Annotated in this window: 16 protein-coding genes; 7 read left to right on the top strand and 9 right to left on the bottom strand. The window is 59.5% G+C overall.

The features are described from left to right. Positions 1 to 86: 86 nt before the first annotated feature. Positions 87 to 902: a hypothetical protein gene (locus G6N77_RS13605; protein WP_165182708.1), complete on the bottom strand. Its 816-nt coding sequence runs from the start codon at positions 900 to 902 to the stop codon at positions 87 to 89. Positions 903 to 1,029: 127 nt separating this feature from the next. Then, on the bottom strand, positions 1,030 to 4,155 hold the full coding sequence (locus G6N77_RS13600) for a DEAD/DEAH box helicase (protein WP_205678280.1): 3,126 nt from the start codon (positions 4,153 to 4,155) through the stop codon (positions 1,030 to 1,032). Positions 4,156 to 4,366: 211 nt separating this feature from the next. Between G6N77_RS13600 and G6N77_RS13595 the strand changes: the two genes are divergently transcribed. From G6N77_RS13595 to G6N77_RS13585, 3 genes are read left to right on the top strand one after another with little or no spacing between them, the layout of a single operon-like run. Beyond that, a complete protein-coding gene (locus tag G6N77_RS13595) occupies positions 4,367 to 5,233 on the top strand; it encodes a sce7726 family protein (RefSeq protein ID WP_165182706.1) in 867 nt (288 codons plus the stop codon). Then, the gene (locus G6N77_RS13590) at positions 5,206 to 6,189 is read left to right on the top strand and encodes a sce7725 family protein (protein WP_165182705.1); all 984 of its coding nucleotides are present in this window, start codon (positions 5,206 to 5,208) and stop codon (positions 6,187 to 6,189) included. Before G6N77_RS13595 ends, G6N77_RS13590 begins: the two co-directional genes overlap by 28 nt. Then, positions 6,158 to 7,207, top strand: a complete 1,050-nt coding sequence (locus G6N77_RS13585) for an RES family NAD+ phosphorylase (RefSeq protein ID WP_165182704.1) — start codon at positions 6,158 to 6,160, stop codon at positions 7,205 to 7,207. The genes G6N77_RS13590 and G6N77_RS13585 overlap by 32 nt, the downstream gene beginning before the upstream one ends. A 727-nt stretch (positions 7,208 to 7,934) precedes the next feature. Here G6N77_RS13585 and G6N77_RS13580 read toward each other — a convergent pair. Next, positions 7,935 to 9,410 (bottom strand): alkaline phosphatase family protein, encoded by a 1,476-nt coding sequence (locus tag G6N77_RS13580; protein ID WP_165182703.1) that lies wholly within the window; start codon positions 9,408 to 9,410, stop codon positions 7,935 to 7,937. A 202-nt stretch (positions 9,411 to 9,612) separates the two neighbouring features. Next, positions 9,613 to 10,077 (bottom strand): hypothetical protein, encoded by a 465-nt coding sequence (locus G6N77_RS13575; RefSeq protein WP_165182702.1) that lies wholly within the window; start codon positions 10,075 to 10,077, stop codon positions 9,613 to 9,615. A gap of 307 nt (positions 10,078 to 10,384) precedes the next feature. Between G6N77_RS13575 and G6N77_RS13570 the strand changes: the two genes are divergently transcribed. Next, positions 10,385 to 11,107, top strand: coding sequence for a TY-Chap domain-containing protein (locus G6N77_RS13570; RefSeq protein WP_165182701.1), 723 nt, complete (start codon positions 10,385 to 10,387; stop codon positions 11,105 to 11,107). A 103-nt stretch (positions 11,108 to 11,210) separates the two neighbouring features. On the opposite strand, the gene G6N77_RS13565 is transcribed toward G6N77_RS13570, so the two are convergent. Together G6N77_RS13565 and G6N77_RS13560 are read right to left on the bottom strand one after the other, a co-directional pair. Then, positions 11,211 to 11,816, bottom strand: coding sequence for a bifunctional 4-hydroxy-2-oxoglutarate aldolase/2-dehydro-3-deoxy-phosphogluconate aldolase (locus G6N77_RS13565; RefSeq protein ID WP_165182700.1), 606 nt, complete (start codon positions 11,814 to 11,816; stop codon positions 11,211 to 11,213). 27 nt (positions 11,817 to 11,843) lie between these two features. Beyond that, positions 11,844 to 12,734, bottom strand: coding sequence for a sugar kinase (locus G6N77_RS13560; protein WP_165182699.1), 891 nt, complete (start codon positions 12,732 to 12,734; stop codon positions 11,844 to 11,846). A 164-nt stretch (positions 12,735 to 12,898) separates the two neighbouring features. Here G6N77_RS13560 and G6N77_RS13555 point away from each other — a divergent pair, with 164 nt between their 5' ends. From G6N77_RS13555 to G6N77_RS13545, 3 genes are all read left to right on the top strand, one after another. Beyond that, positions 12,899 to 14,182, top strand: a complete 1,284-nt coding sequence (locus G6N77_RS13555; protein ID WP_165182698.1) for a type III PLP-dependent enzyme domain-containing protein — start codon at positions 12,899 to 12,901, stop codon at positions 14,180 to 14,182. Positions 14,183 to 14,230: 48 nt separating this feature from the next. Further along, positions 14,231 to 14,962 carry an IclR family transcriptional regulator gene (locus tag G6N77_RS13550; RefSeq protein ID WP_165182697.1) on the top strand — a complete coding sequence of 244 codons (732 nt, stop codon included), beginning with the start codon at positions 14,231 to 14,233 and terminating at the stop codon, positions 14,960 to 14,962. Positions 14,963 to 15,229: 267 nt separating this feature from the next. After that, positions 15,230 to 16,327, top strand: coding sequence for a pyridoxal-phosphate-dependent aminotransferase family protein (locus G6N77_RS13545; protein ID WP_165182696.1), 1,098 nt, complete (start codon positions 15,230 to 15,232; stop codon positions 16,325 to 16,327). 521 nt (positions 16,328 to 16,848) lie between these two features. Here G6N77_RS13545 and G6N77_RS13540 read toward each other — a convergent pair. The 3 genes from G6N77_RS13540 to G6N77_RS13530 all read right to left on the bottom strand — a co-directional run bounded on the left by G6N77_RS13540 (position 16,849) and on the right by G6N77_RS13530 (position 19,121). Then, a complete protein-coding gene (locus G6N77_RS13540) occupies positions 16,849 to 17,115 on the bottom strand; it encodes a hypothetical protein (RefSeq protein ID WP_165182695.1) in 267 nt (88 codons plus the stop codon). A gap of 232 nt (positions 17,116 to 17,347) precedes the next feature. Next, positions 17,348 to 18,169 carry an ABC transporter permease gene (locus tag G6N77_RS13535; protein WP_165182694.1) on the bottom strand — a complete coding sequence of 274 codons (822 nt, stop codon included), beginning with the start codon at positions 18,167 to 18,169 and terminating at the stop codon, positions 17,348 to 17,350. A 10-nt stretch (positions 18,170 to 18,179) separates the two neighbouring features. Beyond that, positions 18,180 to 19,121, bottom strand: coding sequence for an ABC transporter permease (locus tag G6N77_RS13530; protein WP_165182693.1), 942 nt, complete (start codon positions 19,119 to 19,121; stop codon positions 18,180 to 18,182).

The following is a 19,121-nucleotide window of genomic DNA, read 5'->3' as shown; positions in this document are numbered from 1 at the left end:
ACCATCAGGCAGCCGGTAAGCCCTGATCCACGAAAATCCCCGAGTCATGAAAAATCGAGGTTAATGGCCGCACCCCACCGCTCTCGCTATTCACCAAGGCTGCTTGGTGAATCTCCATTATTATTTAAGAGGCATGCACCGAGCGCTTTTTGAATGTACTGAAGGTGCTCAATCTTCTTTATAAATGAGCCAAGACTACGATGCGTTCCCAGCAGGGGGCGATCCGGATGCATGATATCGTTCCTCAAAATTGGGAGACCGCTGGACAAACGACTCCATCCACCAAAGTTGGCGATCTCCGCTCTAAACTCCTTTTGACGAATGACAATTTGAAGGAGATCCGATAAGTTACAAGCAGCGAAATGATCAATAAACTGATCTTCTGATCGTAATCTATTAATGAATTTCGCCAAATCCGACTGCCTATTTTCGCCTAGCGACGAGATGGCCAACTCTTGGTCCAAGCAGCAAATTCTCAAGTACTTGCAGATATCCACCTCAACGGCAGCCAGATTCATATACGCGAATGACTTTCCGTTGGCGGACCCAAGGTCGGTCTCGGTAACGAATCCGCACAATCTGCTCCCTTCAAGAATAAACTGAAAGGGCGCCAAAAGTAACCTTTTAGCTACCTCAAGTAGTTCAGTGTCGGCTGAGATTACGGAAACTAACTCAATCGGCTGAGCTATATCTCGAACTTTCAAATCTGTCTGACAATCAGCTGCTGCAACTATGCCAATTGGATTCCCATCTTCAATCACGGGACAAAAGCTGTATTGTCGGCGGCGCAGTTCGATCAATATGTCCAAACTATCGTTTTCGGTGGAGCACGAGAATGCATCGCTAAGGGGGCGAGCAATATGTCTCGCGCGGATGAATTCCGTGGCATCATTTGTCGCCATCAATATTCCGACTCCAATTCTTGATTCATTACAGTGAGCAATCTCATCTCAGATACCTGTTTTCTCAAAGTGCATCTCTCGTGAATTCGACACAGAAGGCCATGCCATATTCACTTCATTTCGTCTTCTACTGCGCCACAGCAGCCGCGTCTGCAAATACATCCGCCGGCATTGGCCGGTGCAGCTTCCACGTGATTGCAATCGGTTTCTCACCCTTGTGCTGGACGTAGTCGACTTGGCCAAGACACGTGTAGGGCGCGGTCAGCCCCGTGTCGTCACCTGCCGTGTCGCGAGTGAAGAGCAGCACCTGCGAGCCATGTCCCTTGGGGTCCAGGTACCGTTTCCCCGTCGGGCTGGTCGGGGCGGTCGCATTCTGTGACTCCCAGTGAAAGAGATCCGGGCTGATCGCGTAGTCCTTGTACATCGTGGTCGCTGAGTGGTTGGCCTCATCCTTGTGAAGAGTCACGAAGAAGGCATCCGTCTTGCTCGATTCGCACCACGCCACACCACCCATACTGATGAGCTTCTTTTGATTTTCACTATCAAGCGACTTGGCTCCCAGGGCCGCCAGCACCTCGTATCGGCCGTATGTCAGGTGGCTCTGCAGCGGCGACCATGCCAATTCGCCCCCAAGGTTTCTCCCGGCTCGTCTGGACGCTGCCGCTCCCATCTCCACAAGCTGCTGGATCTCGCTGCAAACATACGGGTACTGGCGTAGGTGGGCGAACCCCTCATCGTAAGAACTGAAACCGCCGGCATCGTCCCACAGGGTGAAGAACAGCATTCGGGCGAATACTTGCTCACGCGGGGTCAGCTCTGAATATTTAGGGGCCTCTTCGGAAACCAGCATTGAATATGCCTCAGCACGATCCCGGTCATCCACATGAATCAGGGCGGCCATCCTGCTGAGCAGCCTATTTTCTTCAGCATGTGTGAGCTCGCTGAGTTTGCCCGTCGCGAGCGCCTCCAGGGGCGAAAGTCCTTCAATCAGTCCAGCGAGCCGCAAGTATTCAGTCCAAGAATTCTTGGTCGACTTATAGATCGTTTTGACGTCGTTGCCGGACCTCGCCAAGTATTCCGCCAACAGCAATTCCGCATATGACTTTACGTCCGCCACCAGCTTCGTCTTGTTCAAGTTCAACTGCGCCTTGAGGTTCGTCAGCACAACGTCCTTGGCAACCCTGTCCAGGACAATCTGCGAACCCGAGGGAAGGAAGGGGAACTCGTCCTCGACGGCCTTTTGAAGTTGCTTCCGCCCGTAGCCGGTTATCGCGCGGAACCGAACGTCAAAGCGGAACTCACGATGCTGCTGACCAATGAAATCCATGACGGTAAGTACCGACTTATCAGGAGCCCGCCGAAGTCCGCGGCCCAGCTGCTGGATGAAGATCGTGGCGCTTTGTGTTGGCCGCAGCAACAAAATCGTATCTACCTGCGGCAGGTCCAGGCCCTCATTGAACAGGTCCACCGCGAAAATGCAGTTGATTTCCATCTTGCGCAAGCGTCGAAGTGCATCGGCACGTTCGCCGTCGTCGGTCTGGCCAGACACCGCAACTGACGCAATGCCCGCCTGGTTGAAAACCTGAGCCATGTACTGGGCATGCTGGACCGAAACACAGAAGCCGATGGCGCGCATGTCCTTCGTGCTGGTTACCTTGTCTTGCAGTTCCTTGATCACCTTCGCAGCACGAGCATCATTCCCCGTGTACAGCGCACTGAGTTGCTGAATGTCGTACGATCCACGCTTCCATTCCAAGTGGCTCAGGTCGACATCATCCGAGACGCCGAAATAGTGGAACGGAACCAGGAGATCGGCATCGAGTGCATCCCAGAGCCGTAGTTCACTCGCCGTGCGTCCATCAAAGTACAAGTCCGCGACATGGACGCCGTCGCCCCTTTCGGGCGTGGCCGTTAATCCGAGGAGCTCCAAGGGTTGCAGGTGCTCAATCAGCTCCCTGTAGGTGGGGGCTGCCGAGTGGTGGAATTCGTCGATGACGACGACGTCGAACCGGTCCGCCGGCAGCGCGGCAATGCCCTTGGCTGACAAGGATTGAACGCTCGCGAACACGTGCTTCCATTGCTCCGGCTTGTGTGCACCGACATAGAGCTCACCAAAGGTGCCGTCCTGCATGACGTTCCGGTAGGTGGCCAGCGACTGCTGCAGGATCTCCTTGCGATGCGCCACGAACAACAGGGTCAGATCCCGGCCGGCCGCTTCGCATAGTTGTTTATAGTCCAATGCCGCGATAACAGTCTTGCCCGTCCCCGTGGCTGCAACGATCAAGTTTCGGTGAAAGCCTTTGGTGCGTTCGGCGTCGAGGTCTTCCAGCATTTCAACCTGGTGAAGATAAGGTTCAACCTCCAGCCCGGTGTATCCGGAAGGTGCCGATGTTAATTTGCCCCCGTTTCGCTGCAACGCGGCGTCCAGCTTGTCCGCATCCTTGGCGGGATCGTAACTTTGAAAAGCCCGCTGCTCCCAGTAGCTGTCGAAAGTGATGGCAAATTTCTGTAGAAGGGCCGGCGTCGCGATGTTTGACAAACGCACGTTCCATTCGAGGCCGTCAAGCATCGCTGCCTGGCTCAGGTTCGAGCTGCCCACATAGGCTGTGCTGAATCCGGTCTTCCTGTGGAACAGCCACGCTTTAGCGTGAAGCCTGGTCGATTGGGTCTCATAGCTGATCTTGACCTCAGCCCCGTACCGATTGACAAGGTGGTCGATGGCACGGCGTTCGGTGGCACCCATGTAGGTGGTGGTGATGACTCGGAAGGTGCCGCCACGTTCCTTGAGTTCTTCAAGAGCCGGCTCGAGAAGCCGGATACCTGTCCAACGAATGAATGCGCAGAGCAGGTCCACTGAGTCGGCAGACTCGATTTCGGCGCGGATTTCGGCGGCAAGATTCGGATCATCCTTGCCATTGGTGAGCAGGGCACTGTCACTGAGATTTGTGGTGGGACGGCGAAGCTGGCGGCGTTTCAATGCGTCGGGGCGGTGCAGGGAACGAAGTTGGGCGGGACCCGGAGTGACTTGATTCCCCGGGTTGATGATGGTCAGAAGCTGGTTGGTCTTGGCAACCCGCTCTTCTTCCTTGGTATCCGTGAGCAGCTGTTTGACAGCATCGGCGACGTGCCGGGCAAGTGCCTCCGGCGACGATTCCTTGTCCAACTCGTCGATTCGAGGCTCAAGGTCGGGGACGGCGGCGAGGCGCACACCGAGGTCCTTCGTGTGAAGGAGCTCGTAGAGTCCCTCAGCCAACTGCTCCGGTGCTTCATCCCCATCAAATGTGTTCACTTGGCCAGGCTATGCGGTGGGTGGGACAAAAACGAATGGTGGCACCCCTCGACTGCAAGCGACAGGCAAACAAGTCTGGCACCAAGTCTATGACCTCAGAGTCAGTCATCAAAAAATTCTAGGCGCGCCCTTAGGCGCAGGAGCGCCGTCTTCCGGTTGCTAGGATGACACAGCAATGAACTACGACAATAAACGTCTCGCGGCCGCCTCAAAACTGCTCGGTAGTGCTCACTTACGCAAGGTCGGTCGCGTTGGACGATTGGCCTCGATCAACGATTCCCCAATCCTCAGGGGCGTCGGACTCATGGGTGAAAATGAAACCATAGGTGAAGCCCTGCTAGCACTAGAATCAATTCTGAAACTTAACTATCGAATTGAAACAATCTATAAAAATCAACTAATCCGAAAAAAAGTTCTCGGAAAAAAAGCATCTAAAGAATCAAATGCACTCCTAGAAGTTCGCATAAACAACTCCATAGCCGACGTAGTCATATTGGGGACAACGGTAGAAGCGTATGAAATCAAGACAAAATTCGATTCTCCAGAGAGATTATCCAAGCAACTAGATGACTACTATTTGGCATTTTCGCGAGTAAGCGTGGTCTGCGATGAATCAAAGATAGACACATATTTACGACATGTCGACGACTCACCAACCGGCCTGATCGCTTTAACTAAACGTGGAGCGTTGAAGACGATAAAACAATCTGTTCCGCAATATGATCGACTCCACATCCCGACCATGATGACCATGATGAGACAATCTGAGTACATGGCAATTATTCATGAAGAATTCGGACCTCAGCCGCCCCAACCAAACATGGTACAATATGGCTACTATCTTGGAAAAGCGAAAGCAATACCCCCCCAAGATTACGCAAAAAGAATGGAAAAGTTACTAACGCGCAGGCAACCTAGCGAATTGGAACGGATAAATGATCGGCAATACAAGCCTTTAATCAGCTCTCTATTTCGAGTAAATCCAACAGCCGATCAATTCGGAAAAATCCAAGAATGGCTCAACGACAGGGGACCCAAATAATGTATTATCCATATTTGCGCGGGAAACAGTTTGAACTCCTAGCCATCAAGGAGCTCGCTGATGTCATGCGTGAATCAAAGTCGGTGCACCCTGTTATCGAGCCAGTAAGAGACGTCGATTCAAGCAACACCCTGCTGAGAAACATGGCTGTTCTTGCCCAGAAACGAGTCCCAAGCACCGTCATAATCAACCCACAGGTTGGCGAAATAAAGGGCACCAATAAGAGTGAACAATTATTGGCAACTCTTCGCCCAATTTTAGACGTCAATCCTCAAATGAAAATTGGTATCATTCTCTCTAATGATGAAGAATTGGTCAAACTAACTCATATTTTGAACCATCAAGATCGGCAGTTCAAAGTCGATCTATTCTACGGATCTTCCAATATTCAAAACGAATGCATGAATAATCTCTCTAAATCATGCGATGTAGATATACATTTCGCGGAAGACAAATATGTAACCCGACGCTATCGTTCAACATTCCCAACAAGGCGGACAGCTTTACTCAGAGATAGCTTCGCAAGACAAATTAGAAATCAAGACTACTTCACTCTCGGTGAATCCATTTTCTCAGAAGACCATCTATTTTTTCGAGAAGACAACTACGTGGGATTCGGTGATTTCCAAACAATTGGGTCACAATTCAATGAGGGCGGAGCTCTCCCACGAGTTGTGGCCATACATTTGACATATCAACGCCCGAATGAAGAGGCCATTTACATTCGTCATTTTTGCTCGACCCCAAATGGTTCTTCAGCAGATACCGCTGGCAAGTATTTTGAAGCATTAACTAAATTAGTTACATTTGTGGATGAAAATCGACTAGATAATTCGGCGATAGCAACATTTCGCTCACATTTGACAAACAGGTCCTATGCGGGTCTTGGGGTCATTAAGAAACTATCCATTCAAAATCATATCTATGTTGCCCTTGGCGCCGAAAATAATGATTAGTAAGAGCACTTGCAAAACTTGTTTTGGTTTGGTTGGACCAATTGACGTAAATACGTCGGTTGCTCAAGACGGCATATGTTCGTTTTGCAACGATGGAATAGTTGATATCTGGCCCGCAACGACGTGGGCTGACTCATTCTCTCAGGTCTTAGACCTTTATCGCTTGTCTTCCGATGGCGTTGGGGACCCGATCCACATACGCCTTCAAGACGATTGGACGATATTCAATCCAAATCGGGGAAGTAATTCTCATCTCGAATTGCTTCGAGCCGTGTTTCCGGAAGGACATCCGCTTTTATCGGGTGATCCCGTAATCCCAATATCGAATAGCAATATTTCAAATTACCCTGCTTCTTGGGATGATTTTGCGATAGAACTCACTAGTTCCAATAGGTTTTTCCCATCAATCATTTTAGACCCGGAAATTCTTAGAAGCGTCATCCACCAGAGCCTGAAAAGTATCCAGCAAGGCACTGTATTTTTTAGAGGACGCATATGTCGTCCCGGACAGAAGTTAGCTAAAAGCGCAATGGGAGCGCCTCCAAAATCGATTGCCACTGGCGGTCGTGCTAATCCTCCGGGTATTTCACATCTATATCTCTCTTTTCAAGAAGACGCATGTATTTCCGAATGCCGACCTTCCACCCATGACGTATTGTCTATTGCAAAATTTCAGACCGTCCAGGCGATTGAGATCCTAGACCTATCTGCAATACAAGCCATAAATCCTTTCGCTATTGACGACGATCAATTTGGACAACTCTATACGTTTAAGCTCCTGAAGAGGTTGGGGTCCGAATTGTCTCGACCTGTACGCCGATCTGATAATGGCGTCGAATACGTTGCCAGTCAATATCTTTGTGAATTCGTCAAGTCTCTTGGAATATCCGGAATAAAATATTCGAGTTCGGTTCATCCAGGTGGCCTCAATCTTGTACTTTTTAACGAGAGTTTGGCTCACGTGACTGGATCCGTGAAGTCGATTGAGGTATGCAATACGAATTACATTCTCCGTTAGTCCAATATGATTCATCCTGACCTATTATCCTGATTTAATACTTAGCAATTCCTATAATCGTGCAGCTATCGATTCTCTGCCGTACATAATCAATCATTCGACACAATAGTCGCACAAATTGACTGGAAGCCCCGTGATGTTTAAATACCGTCTTTTACCATAATCGCTGAAACCGTTACTATTCGCCGTATCGCGAGTAGCTGACTCTCTAAAACTATGGATTCAAGATTGCAACATAGGCTGGACGCCAGCTGAGGGTGCGCGTGGACGGAGCGAATTCGACGGCGTTGGCTTCCGCCGGCTAGGTAATTAGCATCTGCGGCTATTTCAGCACGGGCATTCCGAGGTCTTAGCGTCAGTGGGCCTCGGTAGTTTCAAATCACCCTCCCCTTGGTGCCACAGCAGATTCACACGGAGGCCAAGTGAAGGTCGCCGCGTGCTACTCGTCAATCCCGTATGATCCTGACGTCGATCATGACCATGACAATTGTCCTACTGGCAAGAAAATTCTCGGCGCCCGTTGTTGCTATCGCTCGAACCCGGGCGATTCGGTGACGGCCCACATTTGGAAACCTCATCGAACCGCGAATAGTTGAGGCGTCCTATTCCAGGCTTGTCGCAGCACAGCCGATAAAACTACTGAGGGTGTAATGTCTGGCCTGAACTCGTGGGCGCCAGGCGGGCCGACGGCGGCAGATGGGTGGCCGCCGTCGTGCCTGTCCAGCCGTTAGAGGTTCAGGGCTGCTTTCACCTTTGCCTCAAGTTCCTCCACCGTCGCGCTTCGCGCAACCAATGAATGCATCAGGCCAACCGGCAGGCGCTGGGACTCGTCCTCAAGCCAGCAGTCCTTGCCCTGGTCCGCGTAGCCGTCCGGCACCGTAAAGGTGGGGACGTCCGCCCGCGGCTGCTCGGAAAGGACGCCGTCAAAAGTGGGGGCCACGGCTACCCTGTCGCCCAGGCCGGCCGCTGCAGGGTCAACACCGCACCACTTCAACACCGTGGCCGCCATGGAGGTGTGGTCGTACTTCAGCGTGGGGCTCGGTGAACGGAACACGGTGCCGGCCGGGATCCACGGTGAAATCAGCAGGGTGGGAACCCGCACCCCGTAGCGGTCAAAGGCAAAGCCGTCAGGACCGCGCTGGCTGTCCGGAGGGACCGCGCCCCAACCCGGGTCCACGTGGTCATAGGTGCCGCCGTGCTCGTCAAAGGTGATGACAAGCAACGTGCGCTGCCAGGCGTCGGCATCCGCGATCAAGGCCTCATACACGTTGTTGACGAACACCTCGCCGGGCCCCACCCAGGTGGGCGGGTGGTAGTCGTTGCCCTGCGCCCCGTAGGTCTTGCCGAACAGCTTGCCGCACAGGAACCCTGAGCCGTCAAGCTTGCCCAGGCCGTAGCCCCACTTCGGCTCAAGGTACGTGAACCGCGGGAGGGATCCGCTGCGCGCCTTGCTGTAGAACGTGTCGATGGACGCAATCTCCCCGTCCTTGAGGGCGTCTGTGCAGCCGGGGAAGGTGTACTGGGTGTAGCACTGCCCGTCCTGCCAGGTGTCGTGGTAGTAGATGCCCCAGGATGTGCCGGCGGGCAGGGCGTTCCAGATGGTGCGGGTGTTGAACTGCTCGACGGCGTCCCACGTGTTGTTGACCCGGCCCAGGGATGTTCCACACAGGGAATAGGCCCGGTTCGGGTTCGTTTGCGTCGGAACGGAGGAGTGCCAAGCATCGCTCACACCATAGGCCTTGGCCAGGCCGTTGAGGATTGGCAGCTGCTCCGGAGTGTATGCCTCCATGATCTGGCCCAGCTGTTCCCACTTTTCGTAGAACGCGCCGTAGTCGTAGGCCACCCCGGCCATGGGCGCCGGCGTGCCGCTTGGCGGATTGGTCTTTACGGAGTGGCCGGGTGAGCCGAACAGCTGCTGGTTGACGTGGGCGTACTCTTCACCGGGGTCATAGCCGGGGACACGCATCGGTTGCGGCGGGACTCCGGCGTAGCCCGTCTCCCCCTTTGTCCCATAGCTGGCAGGAATGGTGCGGTCGTCGTACTGGTTGGAGTATTCGCCTGTCTGCAGGCCCTGGTAGGTGGGCGTGGTGTCCGCGCCGTAGAAATGCTGGGGCTGTTCGTCCCTGTAGAGCCAGCCCAAGACACTGTCGAGCGACCGGTTTTCCAACATCAAGACCACCACGTGGTCGATTTTCTCTTTCACTGCGTTCCCTCCGAAGCAAACCACTGTGCTGCGGCCGCGTCGCGGGAACCAGCAGGGCCGGGGTCTGGTTAATGAGACCCCGGCCCGGCATGCTGCACGGTCACAGCAGGTCAATTCCATTGAATATGACATTCAATGAGGTATTACTGTCCGGTATTAATACCGGGCATTAGATAAAAACTGTTTTCCTTGGAAATTGTTTTTAGCGAAATGCAACCGTCAACGGCGTGTATCCACTTCCGGAATTTGCATAGACGTAGCCGTTCTCCGATGACCAGAAGGACAGCTGTGCATTGGTGTAAAGCGAGGTCAGGACATTTCCGCTCAGGGTCCATCCCCGGGCGTTCATCCAGTTGTAGAAACCGACGTAGTGGCTGTTGTCGCTGACCGAAAGGTAGCGTGAAGTGGAGTTGGCGTTCCTGTAGTACAGAACGTTCTTCCACACGTAGGGCTCGATGGACACGGCCGCCTCCTGGGCTGCAACCACGCACCACTCGCCGCTGTTTTCGCCCAGCCAGCCGATGGATGCCCCGTTCACAAACAGCTCCATTTTTTGGGACGTTCCGGCAGACGCCAAGGCTTCCGGAGCGGCCGACGCTTCTTCCGAGGTGGCTTCAAACTGATCGGCGAAGGACCCGGATACAACTTCAGGTTCTGAAATAGACATACTTGTCTCCAATTCTTATAAAGAAACGGTGAGAGACTTCCCCATGGTTAATACACCGCCGGTTCAAAACCGCAGACTCAATGCTGAGTTTTTGAAGGGCATACTTTGATATTGCCACTACATTCACGGAGCGTCAAGGGAACGGCCGGCGGCCTTAAAGTCGGGGTAAAACTACCGGTCGGTAGAAATACAAAGTGCGACTATTTGACAAACATTTGGCGACGCCGCTTGGCGGGTCCGGTTGTGGATGGTCAGCCTCCGGGCATCGTTTGGCCCGAATGTCTGACCCCTCCCCTATGATCGGGGCATGAACACTGGAAAAGCGGTGTGCGCCCATTGCGGCAGGGTCAGCACGGACATCCTGGTGCCGCTGAACTACCTGTGCATCTGGTGCGCGGCCCGGGTCACCGATGTGCTGGACAGGTACGTGAGACTGTCCGACACCTCAGGGACAGCCAGCGAGTACAGCCCGGCCGCGGTACTGGGTGCCACGCACGACGACGGCACCGCGTGCCAGGAGGTGATGGACCGGCGCAGGGTCTACGTGGACGGCATCGCCTACGAAGCACTGGGCGGGACCGACGGGACCAACCTGGCGCGGATGCTGGAAGTGGTGGAGCCGCCGGCCTGGCAAACGGCACCGGGCCACGGCGAGGAGGAACTGCTCTGGCAGGGCACAGCCACGTTCCTGGCCCGGCAGCTGCGGATGCTCACCAGCTCCGACTACTTTCTGGTGGACTACGACGGCGGCGAACCGGAGCCCGCGCCCTACGCCTGCATCGCCCTTGTCGGCACGCAACTCAGCTGCCACCTCCGGCCCGAAGTCACGGCTCCGGGTTTTGGCCGGCCCCAGGATGCGGAGTTCCTGCTGGCCCGCGGCTGGCAGCCCCCAACCGGGGCGATGCCCAATTGGCACCAGGGATTCACCACGGGACTCGAAGCCGTGCAGCACGTCCTCGAGGGACTGCGCCGGGGACTTGGCTGCACCGAGCACAAGCGGCTGTCGTGGCGGTTTGAGGAATACGAATAAAGGATGCCGAGACGGTCATCCGACCCCGATATAACGGCCGCAAATGACCATTTCGGCATCCGGGGCCGGGGGCGCACACCCGGCCGGCCCGCCGCCGTCGTTCTTAGCCCTGCATGATCTTCGCCAGGGCCGGCAGCTGGGCCGGGTCCTCCAGGGCGGAGCCCACGGCAACCACACTGGCGCCACCGGCCAGGAACGTGGCGGCGTTTGCCGAATCCATGCCGCCCGTGGCCACAAAGCGGGCCTGCGGGAACGGGCCGGACATGGCCTTGAACCAGCCGGCCCCCAGCAGGGACGCGGGGAACGCCTTCATCCAGGTCAGCCCGGAGGACAGGGCCAGCTGCACCTCCGACGCCGTCGCCACGCCCGGCAGCGTGGGCATGCCAGCATCAGTGGACGCCGCCACCACGGCCAGGTCCAGGCCCGGGCTGACGGTGAACGCCGCGCCGGCCTCGGCCGACTGCTCCACATGCTTGAGGGAAACCACGGTCCCGGCGCCCACCAGCAGCCCGCGGGACTTGCCGGCGGCGGCAACCGTGCGCAGGGCGCGGAGGTCCTCCTCAGTCTGGACGGGGATCTCCACCAGGCCGATCCCCAGGCTCCAGGCCTGCTCGGCGAGGGCCAGGCTCTTTTCCTCGCCCATTCCGCGCAGGATGGCCATGAGCGGCTGGCCGGTGAAAAGTTCGGTGAATTCGTGGTTCGTGGGCATGTGGGGTCCTTTCGGTGGAACTGCGGATCAGGGGTGGGGGACGTCGCTGGTGGACTGGAGCACCAGGGAGGCCTGGCGGTGGCCGGCGCGAAGCTTTTCCTCGGAATCCAGCCCGTTCAGGTGTGCGGAGAGGTAGCCGGCGGCAAAGGCGTCGCCCGCACCCACGGCCTCCACCACCTCGGTGGGAATGGCCGGGACAAAGCAGCTGGTGCCGCCGTGGAATTCGGTGGCGCCGACGTCGCCTTCCTTGACCACCAGCACCGCGGGCTCCGGCAGCAGGGCGCGCACGTCCTCCGGGGTGGCGGTCCCCCACAGCACCTGCGCCTCATCCAGGCCCACAAAAACAATGTCCGCACGGGCGGCAAGCTCCCTGAGCTCGGCGCCGGCATCCCGCCCGCCCCACAGCGCCGCACGGTGGTTGACGTCAAAGCTGAGCGACGCCGGCGACTCCGCCACACGCTCCATCACGCTGCGCACCAGGGCGTTGCAGCTGGCTGACAGTGCGGGGGTGATCCCCGAGACATGCACGACGGCGGCCTGCTCAAGGGGGATTCCCGCCACGGTTTCCGGCCCCATGTGGGAGGCCGCGGACCCTGCCCGGTAGTACAGCACGCCGCGTCCGGGATCCTTGAAGTAGACACCCGTTGGCGCCGAGGGATGGGTCAGGGCCCAGCGCGTGTCCACGCCGCTGCCGCTGACCTGGGCGGCCAGGCGCCGGCCCAGGGCGTCGTCGCCCAGCTGGCTGGCCCACGCCGCCGAATGCCCCAGGCGGGCAAGGTGCATGGCCACATTGGACTCGGCTCCGCCGGCGGCCAGGTGGAAGTCGGCGGCCGATTCCAAAGGCTCGGCCGTGGCAGGCGTGACCAGGACCATGGTTTCGCCAATGGCGATGAGTTCGGGGATTGCGTTGTTTCGCATGGAACTACTATCAGACAGTTGTGCGTAAATTGCAACATCGTTGCATATATTGCACACTTGCCGAATAGGTCCCTGCTTGCCGCCGCCCCCGCTGGCGGGTAGATTTTCTCTTGACGCAACACATTGTGCGAAAAATGCACACGATTTAACGGTCAGGAATCCCCATGCACATCCCAACACTCGAAGCCATTGCCGACATCACGCTGTCCGCCACAGACAAGGGGCTCCCCGCCCGGGCCGGCGGGATGACCATCCGCGACTTCCTGGCCAGCCAGCCCACGCTGGACGAGTTCTGGACTCCCCTGCTGGTCCTGGACCGCGAAAACCTCAGCCGCAACATCGGCGCCCTGGCCAGCTGGTGTGCCAACGCCGGCTTTGAGCTGATGCCCCACGGGAAAACCAGCATGTCCCCGCAGCTGTGGGCGGAGCAACTGGCCGCCGGGGCCACCGGCATCACCTTGGCCACCATGGGGCAGGTCCGGGTTGCCCGGGAATTCGGCTTTGACTCGATCCTGCTGGCCAATGAGCTCACCGACCCCCTGGCCGTGCAGTACATTGCCGGGGAGCTGAACAACTCCGGGCTCGAGTTCCTGTGCTGGGTGGACTCCGTGGAAGGCGTTGCCGCCCTGGAGCAGGCGCTGGAGGGCATTGAGCTGCGCCGGCCCATCAACGTTTGTGTGGAGCTGGGCGCGGCCCACGGCCGGACCGGGGCCCGCTCGGTGGCGGAGGGCGTGGCCATCGGGCGCCGCCTGGCCGCGGCACCCAAGGTGAGGCTGGCCGGCGTCGGCGGTTATGAAGGGGCGCTGGCGCATGACCGGTCCCCTGCGGAGCTGGCCGCCGTCCGTGCCTTCCTGCGCGCGCAGCTGGAACTGCACAGCGCGCTCAAGGAATTTTACGATTCGGAGCCGGCCATCGTGACGGTGGGCGGCAGCGCCTACTTTGACCTGGTGGCGGAGGAGTTTGCGGAGGCCATGGCAGCCGACCGGCGCACGCGCTGGGTGCTGCGGTCCGGCTCCTATGTCACGCACGACGACGGCTACTACCGGGAGGTGTCGCCGCTCGCCGACACGGGTGCCGGCGCGGACCCCGGGACCCTGCGTGCCGCGATGCACGGGATGGCGCGCGTGCTTTCCAACCCGGAGCCGGGGCTTGCCCTGCTCGACGGCGGCAAGCGCGACTTCGCGCACGACTGGGGCCTGCCGATTCCCATGGGTCGGGCCGCCGGGCTGGGCCAGGCCATGGAGCCGCTGGCCGGGGCAAAGGTCACGGCCGTGAACGACCAGCACGCGTTTGTGGAATTTGACCCCGCCACGGCGCTTCCCGTGGGCAGCGTGGTCCAGCTGGGCCTCTCCCACCCCTGCACCGCCTTCGACAAGTGGCGGTTCATTCCGGTGGTGGAACAGCCAGGCTCAAACCGCGTTGTCGACCTTTTGCCCACGTATTTCTAGCCGTATTCCTAGCCGAATTTCCAGCCGAATTTCCAGCCGAAGGCCCCCATGTCCCAGAGTGTCCGGCGTGCAGCCCGCATCATCGACTCGATAGCCGAGGAGCCCAAGACCGTCATGGAACTGGCGGAGGCGTTCTCGCTGCACCGGTCCACCATGTTCCGGGAGCTGCAGGCCCTGGAGGAGGTGGGCTACGTGCGCCGGCGCAGGAACGGCACGTACTCGCTGGGGCTGCACCTGATCTCCCTCTCCCGCAACGCCTTCGACAACCTGGACCTGCGCGAGGCCGCCCACGACCACATCCGCAAGCTCCACCGGACCGTGGGCAACACCATCCACCTGGCGGCACTGATGGAGCACAGCATTGTGTACGTGGACAAGGTGGAGGACGCCAGCGGGGTGCGCATGTACTCGCGCATCGGCGCCGCCGTCCTGCCGCACTGCAGCGGGGTGGGCAAGGCCATCCTGGCGAATGTTGACGTAGCGGAGAGGGACGCCATCCTGGGCGAGACGGCGTGGGAAAAGTTCACCGACAAGACCATCCTCACCCGCGGCGCCCTGGACGTGGAGCTGGCCGCGATCGGACGGCAGGGCTGGGCGGCCGACGACGGCGAATTTGAGGACTTCGTCAACTGCGTGGCCGTGCCCATCCACAGCTCCGCCGGCGTGGTGGGCGCCATGTCGCTGACGGCCATCCGCATGGTGGCTGACCTGGAGCAGCTCAAGACGCGGATTCCGCTGATGCGCCAAACGGCAGCAGCCATTTCGCGCGAACTAGGCTAAGCGGCCCCACCCAACCCGCCGCCCCAAACAGACGCCCCACCCCCGCCGCCCCATACCGACGCTCGGTTGCAATCGGGGCACTTTTCCCCGACGCTCCCGCACTTTTGCGCGGGAGCGTTCGGGTTTTTGGCATGGTTGGCGCACCCACCGGACCTGGCCGCCGAAAGCGGGAGGCGGGAGCCGGCGTCGTGCTTAATCCCCGGCACCCGGAACCGCGGGGCGCATATGCTGTAGGGGAACCGTCCGCCCGCGCCAAAGGAGCCTCCCATGACCGCCTCCCTCACTTACCGGCACCTGTTCGGGCCGGGCCCCAGCAACTGTTATCCGGAGGCGATTTCCGCGCTGGGAAACCCCGTCCTGGGGCACCTTGACCCGCTGTTCATCGAGATCCTGGACCGCACCTGCGAGAGCCTGCGCCAGGTCTGGGGTACGAAAAATGCCCGCACGCTGCCCCTGAGCGGGACGGGTTCGGCGGGCATGGAAGCCGCGTTCGTGAACACCGTGGGCGCGGGCGACGTGGCCGTGGTGGCGGTCAACGGGCAGTTTGGCGAGCGCATGTGTGAGATTGCCCGGCGGGCCGGTGCCGAGGTGGTGCGGGTGGACCACGAGTGGGGCCAGCCGATCGACCCGGAGCGCGTGGCCGCCGCGCACCCTGCGCCGAAGGTCATTGCCGCCGTCCACGCGGAGACCTCCACGGGCGTGCGCTCCGACATTGCCGCCCTGGGCCAGCTCAAGGGCGACGCCCTGCTCCTGACCGACGCCGTCACCTCCATCGGCGGGCTGGAACTGCTCGCGGACGACTGGGGCATCGACGTGGGCTACGCCGGCACGCAGAAGTGCCTGGGCGTGGCGCCGGGCCTGTCCCCCTTCACCATTTCCGACGCCGCCTTTGAACGCCGCATCAAGGACCCGCAGTCCTGGTACCTGGACATCGGCCTGCTGGGCGGCTACGTGGGCGCGGCCAGCGGCAGCAAGCGCACCTACCACCACACGGCCCCAGTCACCATGATCGCCAGCCTGGATGCCGGGCTTTCGCGCGTCCTCGATGAAGGGCTCGACGCCGTTCAGTCGCGTCACGCCGCCGCAGGCCTTGCGCTCCAGGAGGGTTTGCAGGAAATGGGGCTGGAACTGTTCGCGGCCGAAGGCTCCCGGCTGCCGTCGCTGACCACGGTGCGCGTGCCTTCCGGGGTCGATTCGGCTGCCGTGCGGGCCTATTTGCTGGAGCACTTCAGCCTGGAGATCGGCGCCGGCTCCGGCCAGTTCGCCTCCACGGTATGGCGAATCGGCATGATGGGCCCCAACGCCAACCCGGGCTCCGTGGTGCTGGTGCTGGGTGCGCTGAAAGAGGCCATCGCGAAGGCATAGGTAGCGGTGGTCGGGCCCGTCGAGACCCGGTGGTCGAGGCTGTGGAAACTCGTTGGTCGAGCAGCGAGCTCTGCGAGCGCGTCGAGGCCAAGGGCCCTGCCCCGTTGGTCGAGCCTGTCGAAACCCGCTGGTCGAGCAGCGAGCTCTGCGAGCGCGTCGAGGCCCCGATCCGACCTCTGCAGTCCATCGATTCGAGCGAAATTCCCGCCATGCCGGACCTACCCGATTCGGTGGTGCAGCTCCTGCGACCAACCCGATTCGGTGGTGCAGCTCCTGCGACCAACCCGATTCGGTGGTGCAGCTCCTGCGACCAACCCGATTCGGTGGTGCAGCTCCTGCGACCTTGCCGGCCCCGAGCCCGCATTAGCTGCTCCTTCGATTTGGCATGGCCCCAGTGGTCGAGCAGCGAGCTCTGCGAGCGCGTCGAGGCCCCGGTGGTTAAGCCTGTCGAAACCCTGCCAGTCGCTAAAACACGGCAGGCCCAGTGCGGGGTGTTTCCCGCACCGGGCCTGCCATGGTGTTTAGGCAGAGGCGTTGATCTGCTGTTCCTTCTGCTTGTTGACCAGGTTCTTGACCTGTTCCAGGTCCTGGGCCACGCGCTGCAGGGAGGCCTTGTAGGAGGGCCATTCGCTGGACTTGAAGCGGTTGGCGTCGGGGCCTTCCCAGCGCACGGACTGGGCCTTGCTGTCCAGGGTGGAGGTCACGGTGTGGATCTGGTCCACGGCGTGGCCGATCTTGTTGACCAGGTCGGCCATGTCATTCGGGTCGCTGCCAAGCATTCCTGCCATGGTGATGCACATCCTTCGCTCAATGAGTGGTCCGGCTGGTTGCTCCGGCCGGTTGACTACTTAGAACCTAACAACCGGCCCGCGCAGCCGTCGATGGGGACCGGTCCCCATGCAGGACTCCCCATGCCCCAGGAAATGCCGCCGCTCCCGCATTTTGCCGCCGGTACACCTGCGGCAAAATGCGGGAACGGCGGCAATTCTGACACCAGCAAGGACCCGCCACCCGAAACGGCTACGCAGCCACCTTCGCAGGGCGCCGAACCCCCACCGAATCCTCGGAAAGCCGCTGCGCCAGGTAGATCGGCACAATCGAGACAACTATCAGCACCACCGCCACCACATTGACCACGGGGGCCTGGTTGGGGCGGAACAGGTTCTGCAGGATCCAGATGGGCAGGGTGGTGTCGCCGGCGCCAATGGTAAACGTGGTGACAATGATTTCGTCAAAACTCAGCGCAAACGCCAGCAGCCCCCCGGCCAGCAGCGCGGAACGCAATTGCGGGAACGTGACCAGGCGGAACGTGGTGAACACGCCGGCCCCCAGGTCCGCCGATGCCTCCTCGAGCCGGCTGTTCACGCGCCGCAGCCGGGCAATGACGTTGTTGAACACCGTCACCATGCAGAACGTGGCGTGGGCAATGACCACCGTCCACATGCTCAGCGGCACACCCAGGATGGTGGTGAACATGTTGTTCAGCGCGATGCCGGTGACAATGCCGGGCAGCGCGATGGGCAGGATCACCAACAGGTTCACGGCCTCGCGGCCAAAGAACCTGTACCGTTGCAGGGCCAGCGCCAGCAGCGTGCCCAGCACCAGCGAAATGATGGTGGACACCACCGCCACCCACAGGGACGTGACCAGGGCGGAGCGGACGCCCTCGGATTCAAAGGCCCTCCCCCACCATTCCAGGGTGAACCCCTTGGGCGGCCAGCCAAACGTCTTGTCCGAGTTGAAGGAGTTGACCACCACCAGCAGCAGGGGCGCGTAAATGAACAGCAGCACCAGCCCGGTGATGACCCCGAGGATCGATTTGGCACTCTTGGAAAGTCTCATAGCAATCCTCCTAAAGGTTGTTCAGGGCGCCGGTGCGGCGGACCACGAAGAGGTAGACCATGATGATCACGATCGGGACCAGGGACACCGCGGAGGCAAACGGCAGGTTATTCGCCGCTCCCACGTTGGCGTAAACCACGGTGCCGAGCATCTGCGTGGTGCCGCCCACAATCTGCGCCGTAATGTAGTCGCCCAGCGACAGCGAAAACGTGAAGATGGTCCCGGCAATGATGGATGGCACCAGGATGGGCAGCATCACCAGGCGCATGGTCTTCAGCGGCTTGGCCCCCAGATCGGAGGAGGCCTCCAGCAGCGAATTCGGCACCTTTTCAAAGCCGGCATGGATGGGCAGGATCATGTACGGCAGCCAGATGTAGGCCAGCGTCAGGATCACCGCAGTCTCCGAGTAGCCCGGGCTGGCAACGCCCAGCGGCGCGCCCATCCACTCAAGCAGCCCGCCGCTGGCCAGCACATTGCGCCAGGCGTAGGCCTTGACCAGGTAGCTGGCCCACAGCGGCATGAGCACGGCAATCACCAGGATCTTCTGCCAGTGCGCCGTGGCCACCTTGGCGATGAAGAAGGCGATCGGCACGGCGATGACGGCGTCAATGATGGTGACGGCCAGCGCAATCCAGATGGTCCGCAGGGTAATGATTTGGTAGACCGGATCGGTGAGCACCTGGATCACATTTGCGAAGGTCCACGTGGTGGACACCTTGCCGGTAAAAGTGTCCACCGTCCACAGCGCCGTGATGAGCAGGGCGGCGAGCGCGGCAATGTACACCAGGACCAGCCAGCCGGCCGGGGCCGTGAGCAGTGCCGCCAGCCGGAGCCGCGGGGTCCTGTTGAGCAGGGCGGAGAAGGAGTTCTTCCTGGCCCGGGGGACCGCGGCGGTCCCGGGCCGGGTGCCCGGGTCCGCCGCAGTGCCGGGCTGCTGTGTGTTCAGTGACAT

The organism is Arthrobacter silviterrae, from assembly GCF_011045165.1.
Taxonomy (GTDB): Bacteria; Actinomycetota; Actinomycetes; order Actinomycetales; family Micrococcaceae; genus Specibacter; species Specibacter silviterrae.
This window is presented reverse-complemented; position numbering and strand designations above follow the sequence as displayed.